We start from the raw sequence: 14,117 nt of genomic DNA on the forward strand, positions 1-14,117 counted from the left end.
TTGCAGTATTGTTGAAACACAAGTTTCATATGTTTTAAGCACTTTTGTCATTTTTCTTATCCAAACTTCTTGCCGTTCAACTAATCACTTATTTATTAATTAAACTATAAGATCGGGAAAGTAAAAATGAGCAAGGAAACCTTTGACGCGACGCGTTATAACCAAAGTGAAACCAAACCATTTGAAGAAGTATTAGAAGCGAGCCTATCTCGACGCAGCATTCTGAAAGGTGGTTTAGGTATCAGTGCGATGACAGCGTTTGGTGCTTTCGGATTGGCTGGTTGTAACTCGTCTGACTCAGGGAGTACAGTAAGCAGTGGTTCGGGCGCATCTAAAGCCGTTCTTAACTTTGAATCTATCCCTGGCTCACTCACTGACGCAGTTTCAATTCCACAAGGCTACACCGCACAAGTACTAGTACCTTGGGGAACACCACTTAATGCGCAAGGCAGCGCATGGCAAAATGATGGTACCAACACCAGTACCGATCAGTTAAATGCGCTAGGCATGCACCATGACGGCATGCATTTTTTCCCATTGAACGATAGCACTACAGATGGCTTGCTATGTATTAACCACGAGTACATCGACACATCAGCACTGCATCCAAACGGTCCGACGGTTGAAAATGGCGTGCGTACCATTGTAGATGAAGTGCGCAAAGAGATTAACGCGCACGGTGTATCAGTGGTTCGCATTCAACTGGAAGACAACATGTGGAAGTTGGTTGATACCGACCCACTAAACCGTCGTTATACTGGTGCGACAGTCATGGATTTGTCTGGCCCGGTAGCCCACACATCTTTAACTGTCACTCGTTTCTCACCAGATGGCAGCCAAGCGCGTGGTACGTTAAACAACTGTGGCAACGGCTACACGCCGTGGGGCACTTACTTAACGTGTGAAGAGAACTGGCCAGGTTACTTTGTTAACGCCGGGACTCGTACAGAAGAGCAAGATCGCATTGGTGTCGATGACCAAAGCACTCGTTACCTATGGGAGACATTAGCAGGAAATGCAGAAGAGCGTCTTGATGAGTTCTCTCGCTTTAATGTGGCTCCAACAGGAGCAAGTGCGATGGATGATTACCGTAATGAAGCCAATGGTCACGGTTACATTGTCGAGATTGACCCTTACACGCAAAACTCACGTGCGAAGAAACGTACTGCGCTAGGTCGTTTCCGTCACGAGGGCTGTACTTTCGGTAAGCTTGAAGAAGGCAAACCAGTGGTATTTTATTCTGGTCACGATTCTCGCTTTGAATACCTATACAAATTTGAATCTGCGGCAGCGTGGGATCCAGCAGATGCTAACCCTGATAACCGCTTGGCGATGGGTGACAAGTACATGGACGAAGGCACACTGTATGTGGCGCGCTTCAATGAAGACAGCACAGGTACTTGGTTACCATTAACGCTTGATAGCGTAACAACCGCTGGTGGTACATTAGCGGATCACTTTGATTCACTGGCTGAAATTATCATCAATACTGCGGGTGCGGCGGATTTAGTTGGGGCAACACCAATGGATCGACCAGAGTGGTGTACGGTTGATCCATTCACGGGTTCAGTATATTTAACATTGACGAACAATACGCGCCGTACAGATGAAACCAATCCTGCGAATCCACGTTTAAATAATAAGTTTGGTCATGTTATTCGTTGGGATGAAGGTGCTTCAGCAACTGACTTTACTTGGGATATCTTTGTGTTTGGTTCGCCAGCAAATGGTGATGCAGATACCAACCGTTCTGGCTTGAATGAGTTAAACCAGTTTGCGAGCCCAGACGGATTAGCGTTTGATGGCCGTGGTATTTTGTGGATTCAAACGGACAACGGCGCAGATGAAGTCACGTCTTACACCAATGATCAAATGTTGGCTGTTGTGCCATCTAAGCTAACAGATGAGAATGGTGATCAAGCTGTGATTGGTGCGGATAATCAAGCTGAATTGAAACGCTTCTTTGTCGGACCAAATGGTTGTGAAGTAACAGGCTTTACCATCAGCCCTGATTACAAATCATTGTTTGTGAATATTCAGCACCCAGGTAACTGGCCATACAGTGAAGATGCAGCCGAAGAAACGCCTGCTGGTGTTTCTGTGCGCCCACGAGCGGCGACAGTGGTTATTCGCCGTGAAGACGGTGGAGAGATTGCAGTTTAATCTCTAAATGAATAAACACCTTAAAATTCAAGCCCTGCAATTGCAGGGCTTGATGGTTTAGGCGAATGCCTAGTTGCACTTTATACCTAGACAACAGGCTTATCTTTTCAATGAACCGCCTGAAGTACGAATCACGTCTTGATACCAGAAAAAGCTTTTCTTGCGTTTACGTTCTAGCGTTCCTTGCCCATCATCATGACGATCGACATAGATAAAGCCGTAACGTTTGCTCATCTCAGCGGTTGAGTTCGCGACCAAATCGATTGGTCCCCAACTGGTGAAGCCCATCAGCTCAACGCCATCAAGAATCGCTTCGTGTGCTTGCACAAGGTGGTCGTTCAAGTAAGCGATGCGGTAATCATCCTGAATCTCACCGTTTTCATCGATTTCATCACGCGCGCCTAAGCCATTTTCTACGACGAACAGTGGCTTTTGGTAGCGATCGTGAAGGAAGTTCAGCAGAACGCGAAGACCTTTTGGATCGATCAGCCAGCCCCATTGGCTCTTTTCAAGATATGGGTTTGGTACGCTATCGACGATGTTACCCACTTCTTTCTGTTTCGGATCCGCGCTAGCACAGCCACTTGCGTAGTAGCTGAATGAGATGAAGTCGACACTCGCAGACGCAATTTCTTCTAAGTCGCCTGCTTCCATCTGAATTTCAATGCCGTTTTCGCGGAAGTAACGCTTCATGTAGCCAGGGTACTGACCACGTGTTTGCACATCACCGAAGAACAACCACTTGTTGTTTTCATGCATTGCAGCAAGCACGTCATCAGGGTTACAGGTATATGGGTAGTTGATTGCGCCAAGCAGCATGTTACCAATCTTGCCGTTTGGTACGATTTGCTGACACAGTTTTACCGCTTTTGCGTTGGCGACTAGTTGGTGGTGAATCGCTTGGTAAATCTCTTGTTCACTGGCGTCTTCTTGCAAACCAACACCAGTAAATGGTGCGTGCAGTGACATGTTGATTTCGTTGAACGTTAACCACAGCTTCACTTTGTCTTTGTAGCGTTCCAGCACAGTGCGAGCATAACGTTCGAAGAAATCGATGACGCGACGATCGCCCCAACCACCGTAGTTCTCGACCAGTGCGTAAGGCATTTCGTAGTGAGATAATGTCACGAAAGGTTGGATGTTATGCTCGGCAAGTTCGTCAAAAATTTTATCGTAGAACGCCAAACCTTCTTCATTAGGTTCTAGCTCGTCACCGTTCGGGAAGATGCGGCTCCATGCTAAAGATAGGCGCAGACAGTTAAAGCCCATCTCCTTGAATAGCGCGATGTCTTCTGGGTAGCGATTGTAGAAGTCGATCGCCACATCTTTGATACCCGGTGTACGTTCTTCACGGGTTTGATGCGGACTCAAAATACCGTTTGGCAGCATGTCTGATGTCGATAACCCTTTACCCCCAAGGTTGTACGCCCCTTCTACTTGGTTTGCAGCAATGGCACCACCCCAAAGAAAATGTTCAGGAAACTTAATCATGTTTCTCACTCTTTATATTTAGGAAATGTTTGTGGATTTATTGCTTGAGAATAGTGTAGGAGACACCTCGATACTTGTATCGAGATCGTATTTTTCTCAAACAGCGGGGATGCTTAGTTCTAATGATGATTTTGTAATCAATATCAACCTAGGCTGATTTGAACAATAGAGTGAAAGTCAGCCCATTTTGTTCATTCTTATGCACGGTAATTTGTCCGTTCATATCACGCATATTGTTGGCCGTAATCGCTAAACCCAGCCCCAACCCTTCACCAATTTTCTTTGAGGTTTGGAAGGGTTCAAACATGGATTCAAGCATCTCATTCGACACGCCGCAGCCATTATCACTGACGATCAGTTCGACCTGATTGTCGGTTGGATTGACGATCAAGCTGAGCTGCGGGTTGGTGGTATGGTTCATTGCGTCTAGCGCATTCGAGACAAGATTACCGAGTACCTGAAGCAGTCGTTGTTCTTCACCCAAGATGTTAGGTAAGTCATGAGCAACTCGAACACGCACATCCACTTTGTCTAGTTGGGTTTGATAAACGCGTAGGGTCTCTTCGAGTGCGGAAGTAAGAGAAATTGCTTGTAGGCTTTCTGGTTTGTTGTAGGCGAACGTCTTCAGCTGACTGGTCATGCTTGCCATACGATCAATCAGCTTTTGCACCAAAACATTGTTGGCTTTCATCATCTCGGTTTCGCCGCGTTCCGCCAGCAGTTCGTTCGTGGTGAGCAGGGTACGCAAGCCTGTCAGTGGCTGATTGAGCTCATGAGTAATCGCGCTCGACATGCGACCCAAGGCGGCCATTTTGCTCGATTCAATTAATTGGTTTTGCGCTTCTTTTAGCGCTTGAGTTCGCTCTTCTACCCGTTGCGCCAGTTCTTGGTTGACCTGTTGCAGCGATTGCTCGGCTTTTTTCCGCTTGCTGATGTCGATGATCGTTGCAAGGAAATACTGCTCGCCATGCCAAGGGAAACTGGTTAGCGAGAACAGGACAGGGAAGACGCTTCCGTCACTGCGTCTGGCAATGGTTTCGACCGTGCTGATCTCTGCGAGCTCTTTATGTTTAGGTAAGTCTTTCAGTAGCTTAAGTGTGGTGGAATTGGGATTGCCTGCATCGAATAACTCCCAAGCAAAAGCGTGTCGATTGACGCTTTCTGGTAAACAGAACAAACGCTTCGCCATTGGGTTGAGATCGAACAGTTGACCTTGTTCATCAATCAATAGCAAACCAACGTGGGTCTTATTGATCATCTGTTTCAAGCGGCGTTGGGACTCTTCCAACAGGGCTTGAATTCGTTGTTGGTTGATGTGCTTTTGGCGACGTTGTAGACCAATGATGACGAGTAATACAACCAATAAGAGCAACACAGCGACGCTCCAACCAATCACGTTGATGGTTTGTTGAATCGGCTTAGAAGGGGTGAGGTAGCTTACGTACCAATTCAAATCATCCAATTTAACGGTGTGCGCAAAATAGCGTTGCTGGTTGAGCGTCCACACACTGATATTGGTGTTGTCGTATAAGCGTTGCGTTTCTAACTGAACGGTGTTGCTCGGTTCGTTAAACCAGTCAGCGTTATAAAGCGCGCTACTCGATAGGAAAAAGCGTTGTTGACGATTCTGCAACGTGATGATGTCTTGGCTAGTAATGGTCTGTTCGGTCAACAAGCTAAGGTTGATTTGCACCACCACAATGCCAGCGATATCCAGACCATCGTAGATAGGGGCTGCAAGATAATACAATGGGCTCGAACCTTTGGTTTTGTTCACCAAGGAAACACCGCCGCCTTGGTTGTGAATTTGTTCCACAATGGCTTTTCGGTCAGACAGGCTAAAGCGCTCTTCGATTAAACTCGAGACCAATACTTCGCCAGAGTTAGACAGGATTAGCCAACCTTCCGTATTGGCGGCTTTATCTAGCTGAGTCAGTTGGGTTTGCAATGGCTCGTAATAAGTCAGATTCCCTTTCACAAACGCGATGGTTTCTGGGTTATTGGTTACGAGGTAAGGTAAGTGGTAGAAGCGTTTGAGTGCACGGCGAACTTCACCAATATAGTCGAGTAGTTTTTGTTGAGCTTCGGTTTGAGTTTGTACACTCAACCACTGACGGGCAACCTCTCTGCTGGCGCTATAGCAAGACAACATCAGCACTGCCGCAATTGCGACCACAAGCCATGTTTTGCCATTCCTTTTGCGCTGCATACCGACTCCATTCAGCTAGTGCGTTCTCACCAACAGTCATTAAAGAGTGCGCCTAACTGGTTGGATGTTAAAGACTTGTAAGCAAGAAGTGAGATCTAGCTCCTTTTCTCCTCAGTGGTTTTTGCTACCGTTAATAAAGATCGATTTCTTTCCCACCCCACAAAGCAGGCAGTAACTCATGGCTTTTGACGACATCCCTAAAATTGCACTTATCGAAGACGATGACATTGTTCGTCAGGCTACCAGCCAATGGCTGCAACTGGCGGGGTTCGATGTGACCTCATTCAGTTTAGGCGAAGAGGGCAAAGCGGCCATTCTGAGCCAAGAATTTGATGCGATTGTCAGTGACGTTCGCCTGCCAGACACCGATGGTTTGTCGATACTAGAAAGCCTGATTGCCAATCACGTCCCAACGCCAGTTATCTTGATCACCGGACATGGTGACGTCGATATGGCAGTAGGGGCGTTACAAAACGGTGCGTTCGATTTTATTGAGAAACCTTTCCAACCTGAGCGTTTATCCCAACGAGTAACCGAAGCGGTCGAGAGCTATCGCGCACAAACGTCTACTCAAGATCGCCAAGAGTACCTATCTAGCGTTAGCGGCTTAGAAGAGGTGTTGATTGGGCGAAGCCGAGTGATGCAACAGCTTAGAGAACAAGTAGCCAAGTTAGCACGCATTGATACTAACGTGATCATTTACGGCGAAACAGGTTGTGGTAAAGAGCTGGTGGCGACCAGTTTGCATAATGAAAGCCAACGCAGATCCTATCATTTTGTGCCAATCAACTGTGGCGCTATTCCTGAGAACCTGTTTGAAAGTGAGCTGTTTGGGCATGAAGCAGGGGCATTTACCGGAGCGGGTAAAAAGCGCATTGGTAAGTTGGAATACGCGGATAAAGGCACTTTATTCTTTGATGAAATCGAGAGTATGCCGCTGTCCATGCAGGTGAAAGTGTTGCGTTCATTACAGGAACATACGGTAGAGCGCGTTGGGGGCAACCAACAGATCTCAGTTGATTTGAGAGTGATCGCCGCCGCGAAAGAAGATCTCAATGATCATGACGAGTTTCGTCAGGATTTGTACTATCGTCTTAATGTGGCGCAGATCTATTTGCCACCGCTACGTGAGCGAGAAGAAGATGCGTTGATCTTGCTCGAACACTTTGCTCTGAAAAGTAATCCTGAGAGTCGTCTGCTGAGTGAAGCCGATAGAAAGGCCATTCTTGCTTACTCTTGGCCCGGTAACGTACGTGAGCTTAGGAATGTAGCGATGCGTTTTGCATTGGATGAAACCGTCTCCGTGATGGAAATTCTCTCCAGTCGACCATCCTCAACAACCGAAGAGACGCATGCGGGCGTGCCGTTGGCGATTCAGCTACATAACTTTGAACGTAAGGTGCTACATGATTCTTTAGTCAGGCATCATGGACGCATCAATGAGGTGATGCAGGAGTTGGATTTACCACGTCGAACCCTTAACCAAAAGATGCAGAAGTTTGGTTTGAATCGCTCCGACTATACTTAGTGCGATTTCTAGCTAATTCGAAATTACTGGCATAACAAACACGTTATGCGCTTTTGGCTGGAGCTGGGACAAACTTATAATTTAGGTCTTTACCTTCTCCAAACAAGGTAACGAGGTTCCTTCCAGTATGTTTAGAGCTATATAGCGCTTCGTCTGCTTCAGCAAGCGCCTCTTGAAGTGATTGCCCCTCAGATAACTGACTGATACCAAAGCTCATGGTCACTTCAGTTTTAAATGATTGCAAAGCGGTTTCAGTTTCGACCGCAAGGCGAATTTGCTCTGCGACAATTTTGGCTTGCTGTGCTTTTTCGAGCAAAACAATCATGAACTCGTCACCACCAAATCGCACAATGCAGGCGGACTCAGGAAGATGCTTTTTAAAAATAGTGGAGATCGTTGCCATGACGGAGTCGCCAACCGTGTGACCATAGTGATCATTAATCGCTTTGAACTTGTCGACATCAGTCATAATAATGCTGATTGCTTGGCTTTTTTTATGTGCTTTACTAACCAAGTTTGGAACGATTTCTTCCATGGCTCGACGATTATATAGCCCTGTGAGTGCATCTAAATGAGAGAGATCATTAATGGATTGCACCAAGCGTCCGTTAATTAACCACAGCATACTAAAGCTCAAAGCAACGATCAGGCAGATGCTAAATAAGAACGTCAGCTGATGGATAAGGCCTGCGACCATAAAGCTTGGTAACTCACCTGAAAAAGTACTCCAAAGCGCCCTAAATCCCATAAAAAAACTAAATCCAAAGAAAGAGTAAGCCATTGCTTTAACAGGGAGCTTTAAGTCCTTTTGGGTACCTTTAAGCATGGCGACACCACTAAAGAAGGTGACGATACAAATATACATGCTCAGATAAATAATGCGGCTTTTGATAGAAGGGTCATGGAAGGTGAAATAGTAAAATGAACCACTGAAAACAGGTGTTAACAAGGTAAGACAGTGAGCCAATTTTAAAGGGTATTGACGAAAAATGCTTACGCTATATAGCGTAAGCAAGAAGCCGACTAATATGAGAGTGTTGGCTATGACGATGGTCAGCCAGTCTGGCGCAGAGCCTCTAAAGCCAAGTAAAAAAGGGCCTAAACCAATAAACAGTAGTGATATCGAGAAGGTTTTTAAGCCTTTGACTCTACCCTGAGTGTATTGATAACAAAGCAGACTAATAGAGTAAATGCAAGAGAACAGAATAACGATAAAGTTCAGTGTTCTGATGTCTAGATACTGATTATCCATAGGCGACCCATATCAATCTTTCATTCAGGCAACTCCTTTGCCTGATATCAATAAGCGAGCTACATAGTAACGCACTTATTGAGCGATGTCTTATGTTAAACGGCTATTCATTCACCAGCTCGAATTGTTCGGTTTGGTTGGTTTTCGTCGTAAACAGCAGACCAACAATCATCATAAATACGCTAGGCACAATCCAGCTAGCAAAGTCATTGTACAGAGGCATGTAATTACCCATCCACTCATCAGTGGAACTTGGCATGTAACCTAGGATGTGCAGCGCATCAACACAACCAAACGTTAGAGCAGTGAATGCGGTTGCTACCACCATGATTTGCGACATCTTGTTGCGCACTGGTGCCATGATCATCAACGCAATCGCGACTGGGTGAAGCGCCACAACCGCTGGCAATGTGATAGCCAATAGTTGCTCTAGACCTACGTTGGCGATCAAACCAGCCAATACCATGGTCGTGATAACGCAGCCTTTGTAGTTCACTTTGCTGAAAGTGTTGTCGTAAAACTCACTGCCTGCTGTGGTTACGCCGATAGCAGTAGTCAAACACGCCAATACCATCACGGCACCTAGTAATAGTGAGCCAAATGCGCCGAAGTGGCTGAAGGTGAATGCCGTTAAAATGTCGCCACCATTGCTGAACTCAGAACCCAAGTATGAGCTTGTCGAACCAATGTAAGCCAATGAGATGTAAACAAATGCCATGGCAACCGCGTACATCAAAGCTGCAATTAGCGTGTATTTTGCGGTCGCTTTCGGGCAATCTACACCCATGCTGCGAATCGCACGGAAGATGATCCAACCAAAACCGATAGAACCTAGCGCATCCATGGTCATGTAGCCTTGGGTCAAGCCTTCAGCAAATGCGCCAGATACGTATGGTCCCGTTGCGGCAGTTAGCTCGCCTGCAGGAGAAACCAAAGCCGTCACAGACATGATGATTAAGATCGCCATCAATGCAGGCGTTAAGATCTTGCCTAGGTTGTCGACCAATTTACCCGGATATAGGGCAAATAGAATGGTGATAGCACAGAAGGCAATAGTGAAAGGCACCAAAGCTGCATCACCAAACATTGGCGCAAAGCTAAATTGGTAAGCCACGGTAATTGCACGTGGGATCACGAACGCAGGGCCAATCACGATAAACACCATCACCCAAAAACTGGTCGCCAAAGGTTTAGGTAGGGCAGCGGTTAATTTGTCTGAACCGTTTACGATAGCCACCATCACCAGTGCCATCGCAGGCAGACCTACACCCGTCAAGAGGAAGCCAGACATCCCGCTCAGAAAGTTTTCACCTGCTTGGTAACCCAAAAATGGAGGGAAGATCAGGTTACCCGCGCCTAAGTACATGGCGAAAGTCATGAAGCCCAAAGCGGCGATATTGCGTGCGCTTAACATTGTTATTCCTCTTATGTTTCGCTTGGAAGAAACTGAAAGGAATGGGAGGAGTATGTGGTGTTCCCGTCAGCTTCTTCTCAAGCTGACAGAAAGTTTAGATATAGCCTGTCAGCTCTGAATCAGTTTCAGAGAGAGCAGGAGGATCGCAGCAGCAACGCCAGATGGGCGTTTTAAAGCGAATTGTAATTGCGCAGTTGCTGACATGGGTGATCCTTAAAGACGAAAAAATACCAAGGAATACGTTTGCCTTGGCGTGTTGTTACACTAACGAACATAGGGCCATTGGCACAACCCCGAAGTAGAAAATAAGTTGATACGGTCAATGTTTATTTCTGAACTGGTGGATCGAGCTGCTTTTTAAATTAAAAATTAGAATAAATGACTTTTCATTTTTGTAACATGGCTTTCTTTGCTGTATTTTTGTGCTATTTGTAGTCGTTTAGGCTATAAACCTCAGCTGATAAATTGAGCAGTTTAGAATGATGCGCTTTTTCTTCTTATTGTTAAGACGCTCATTAGTTGCAATTCAATCCAAAATTGCATCGGCAAAATATTGCTTATTAGTGAATCGTGCATTTATTTTGTCTTGATCACATTTTATTAACCTTTTGCGATCTAGGCGTGCAACCTTCTCCTCTTCAATGAGCAAGATCTTGCTCATTACTTTGCTATCAAATCAGCATGATTTTGCTCATTTTTGATGTCTTTCAGCTCTTAGTTCAATAAATACAAAGGGTTAAAAGTTGGCATTTCAATTGCTCTAGGGAATGTGTTGTTAATAAAGGTTTAACATGATGTAAATCCCCAATCGTGAAACGACTACACGGAGAGTAATAATGAAAATGAATAAGCTGGTAAAAGCTTTGGCTGTCGCTGTGACTTCTTTTGGTATTGCTGCTAACGCTGCGGCAGAAGATCGTAGCTATATTCTTGCAACGGCATCGACAGGTGGTACTTACTACCCTGTGGGCGTAGCGTTGGCGACGTTAAGCAAAGTGAAGTTGGCACCAAAGCACCACTTCTCCCTTTCTGCAATCAGCTCTGCGGGCTCTGGTGAAAACGTTAAACTGCTGAATGAAAACGAAGCACAGTTCGCGATTCTACAAGGTCTTTACGGTGCGTGGGCTTGGTCTGGTGAAGGTCCTTATGAGAAGAGTGGTCGCCAAGAACAACTGCGCTCAGTCTCTATGCTTTGGCAAAACGTTGAGCACTTTATTGTTCGCTCTGACCTAGCAAAAACGGGCACAGTGACTGATCTGAACAACCTAGATGGCAAGAAGTTCTCTATCGGTAAGAAGAACTCAGGTACTGAGAACTCTGGTCGCCAAATCATGAAAGGTCTGAAGGTCGACCCTGATAAATTCAATCTTGCTTACATGGGTTACGGCGGCAGTGCGAGCGCACTTCAAAACGGCACCATTGACGGCATGAACACGCCTGCGGGTGTACCTGTTGGTGCGGTCACTCAAGCTTTTGCTGCGTTGGGTAAAGACATTTCGATTCTTTCGTTTACTGACGAACAAATCAAAGAGGCGAACGGCAATTACAACCTATGGACGAAGTACGAGATCCCAGCGAACACGTACCCGGGTCTAGATAAGCCGATCACCACCATTGCACAGCCTAACTTCTTGGCAGTTCGTGAAGATATCTCGGAAGAAGACGTTTACCAGCTAACCAAAGCGATCTACGAGAACCTGCCTTTCCTACAAGGCATCCACAAAGCAACAAAAGCAATGGCGATTGAGAAAGCGATCGCTGGCTTGCCAGTGCCTCTTCACCCAGGTGCGGTGCGTTACTACAAAGAAATGGGCATCGAAATCCCATCAGACCTAATGGTGAAATAACGCCAACTTCGCCCCGAGTTTCGGCTCGGGGCATTTTATCCCTACCGATTTCTAAGATGGAAAAAGCCGCCAGAGCTTGGAGTATGAGATGAGCGACTCAATAGAAAAGGAATTGCAGAAGTTTGAGCTGCCCACGCGCACTGATTTTCCGTGGGTAACCACCACAATCACAGTGTTTGGCGTGGTGTTGTCTGCTTTGCACATTTGGTTTAATACCTTATCGACGTTACCAGAGTTATGGATTTCCGCGACCCACTTTGCTGGCTTTGCGGTGATTTGTGCGCTTTGGTATCCGGCTCATATCTCTCTCAAGCAGAGTAAGATTGCACTCGGCATCGATGTGTTGATTGCCATGGGCGCGGTCGCGTGTTTGCTCTACATTCCCTATGCCGAAGATGCGCTATATGAACGCGGTGTGAAGTTCGTGACCAGCGATTGGGTCTTCGCCATCATGGCAATTTTGATTGTTATCGAACTGATTCGACGCACCATGGGCTGGTTTATTCCAGTGTTGATTGTGGTGTGTTTAAGCTACGTTGTGCTTTGGGGTAAGTGGGCGACAGGTATTTTCCACTTCCCGGGTTTGAGCATGGAAACCTTGCTCTACCGCAGCTTCTATTCTTCTGAGGGCATGTTTGGCTCTATCTCACGCATCAGTTGGACTTTCGTATTCATGTTCATTCTGTTCGGTGCGTTTCTTGTTCGCTCTGGTGTCGGTGATTACATCATCAATGTGGCACGTGCTGCGGCTGGCAAAATCATTGGTGGTCCCGGTTTTATCGCAGTGATTGGCTCGGGATTGATGGGCTCAGTATCTGGATCTAGTGTGGCAAATACGGTTTCAACTGGTGTTATCAGTATTCCTTTAATGCAAAAAGCAGGTTTCCCTTCGCGCTTCGCGGCGGGCGTTGAAGCTGCGGCGTCGACAGGTGGTCAGCTGATGCCACCAGTGATGGGCGCGGGCGCTTTCATCATGGCGTCTTACACGCAAATTCCTTATGTCGATATCATCGCGGTTTCTTTCATTCCTGCTCTTATCTATTTCTTGTCCGTGGCGTTCTTTGTGCGTATTGAAGCCAAACGCAGCGGCGTTCAAAAAATCACGACAAGTGATGAATCTCTATTAAAAGTGCTGATCAGCGGTTGGCACAACCTTATCCCACTGGCGGTATTGGTCACTTTGTTGGTTCAAGGTTTTACACCGACTTACGCTGCAGGTTTGTCAATCATTTCTGTGGTGGTGGCTTCTTGGTTCTCGAAAGATCATAAGATGGGACCAAAAGCGATCATCGAAGCGCTATCGCAAGGTGCAAAGAACATGGCGACAACCGCCGTATTGCTGGTGGGTATCGGTTTGGTGATCAACGTGATCAGTACAACTGGCATCGGCAACACCTTCTCACTGATGATCGACGGTTGGGCGAATGGCGACTTGTTCATCATGATCGTTCTGATTGCGCTCGCTTCTCTTGTTTTAGGTATGGGTTTACCTGTGACAGCGGCGTATATTGTATTGGGTACTCTGTCTGCCCCTGCGCTTTACAAGTTAATTGCCGAAAACCAATTGCTTGAATTGATGGTGTCGGGTCAATTGCCTGAACAAGCAAAAGCTATCTTCATGTTGGCGGCGCCAGAAAAGTTGGAACTGCTTAATGCACCAATGGCGTTGGAAACCGCGAAAGAAATGGTGGCGCTAGTACCTGCGGACTTTATGGAAACCCTACTAGAGCAAAGTTTGGGTATGGAAGCGGTAGGCTTGGCATTGCTGGCTGCTCACCTCATCATCTTCTGGTTATCGCAAGACAGTAACGTAACGCCTCCAGTGTGTTTGACCGCATTTGCAGCGGCAACCATCGCGAAAACACCTCCAATGCGTACCGGCCTGATGGCGTGGAAAATCGCTAAAGGTTTGTATCTTGTACCGCTACTTATTGCCTATACAGGCTTGGTCAGTTGGGATGTGACGTCGGTAATTACCGTAGGCTTCTTTGCCATCATCGGTACCTATGCATTGATTGGTGCGATTGAAGGCTACTTGGAAGGTCCTCTAAACATTCTGACGCGTCTCTTGTTGGTAGTGGTGGGTACATTGCTGGTTTGGCACGATATCCCAATGTTGGTTCGTGTGGCAAGCTGCGCGGTATTTGTCGCGGTGTTCATTTACAGTGGTCGCAAGTTCAAATTGCAACAATCTCAACTATCGGTTTTATAAG

General features: G+C 46.4%; 8 protein-coding genes. 4 read left to right on the forward strand and 4 right to left on the reverse strand.

Annotation, left to right across the window (positions count from 1 at the left end):
* Positions 1–126: 126 nt before the first annotated feature.
* The gene (locus R7Q11_RS00190; protein ID WP_225466066.1) at positions 127–2,163 is read left to right on the forward strand and encodes a PhoX family protein; all 2,037 of its coding nucleotides are present in this window, start codon (positions 127–129) and stop codon (positions 2,161–2,163) included.
* Positions 2,164–2,262: 99 nt separating this feature from the next.
* On the opposite strand, the gene R7Q11_RS00195 is transcribed toward R7Q11_RS00190, so the two are convergent.
* Positions 2,263–3,654 carry a glycoside hydrolase family 1 protein gene (locus R7Q11_RS00195; RefSeq protein ID WP_170890231.1) on the reverse strand — a complete coding sequence of 464 codons (1,392 nt, stop codon included), beginning with the start codon at positions 3,652–3,654 and terminating at the stop codon, positions 2,263–2,265.
* A 148-nt stretch (positions 3,655–3,802) separates the two neighbouring features.
* Positions 3,803–5,863 (reverse strand): sensor histidine kinase, encoded by a 2,061-nt coding sequence (locus tag R7Q11_RS00200; RefSeq protein ID WP_225466067.1) that lies wholly within the window; start codon positions 5,861–5,863, stop codon positions 3,803–3,805.
* Between the two features lie 178 nt (positions 5,864–6,041).
* On the opposite strand from R7Q11_RS00200, the gene R7Q11_RS00205 reads away from it, so the two are divergent.
* On the forward strand, positions 6,042–7,391 hold the full coding sequence (locus R7Q11_RS00205; RefSeq protein ID WP_225466068.1) for a sigma-54-dependent transcriptional regulator: 1,350 nt from the start codon (positions 6,042–6,044) through the stop codon (positions 7,389–7,391).
* Positions 7,392–7,434: 43 nt separating this feature from the next.
* Here R7Q11_RS00205 and R7Q11_RS00210 read toward each other — a convergent pair whose 3' ends face one another.
* A complete protein-coding gene (locus tag R7Q11_RS00210) occupies positions 7,435–8,643 on the reverse strand; it encodes a GGDEF domain-containing protein (protein ID WP_005374203.1) in 1,209 nt (402 codons plus the stop codon).
* A 103-nt stretch (positions 8,644–8,746) separates the two neighbouring features.
* Positions 8,747–10,057 carry a branched-chain amino acid transport system II carrier protein gene (gene brnQ, locus R7Q11_RS00215; protein ID WP_025768055.1) on the reverse strand — a complete coding sequence of 437 codons (1,311 nt, stop codon included), beginning with the start codon at positions 10,055–10,057 and terminating at the stop codon, positions 8,747–8,749.
* 836 nt (positions 10,058–10,893) lie between these two features.
* Here brnQ and R7Q11_RS00220 point away from each other — a divergent pair.
* Together R7Q11_RS00220 and R7Q11_RS00225 are read left to right on the forward strand one after the other, a co-directional pair.
* Entirely contained in the window at positions 10,894–11,904 is a 1,011-nt protein-coding gene (locus tag R7Q11_RS00220; protein WP_053307129.1) for a TAXI family TRAP transporter solute-binding subunit, read from the forward strand.
* A gap of 88 nt (positions 11,905–11,992) precedes the next feature.
* Positions 11,993–14,116: a TRAP transporter permease gene (locus R7Q11_RS00225; protein ID WP_009705104.1), complete on the forward strand. Its 2,124-nt coding sequence runs from the start codon at positions 11,993–11,995 to the stop codon at positions 14,114–14,116.
* Position 14,117 lies beyond the last annotated feature (1 nt).

The sequence above is a fragment of the Vibrio sp. 970 genome (assembly GCF_033339075.1).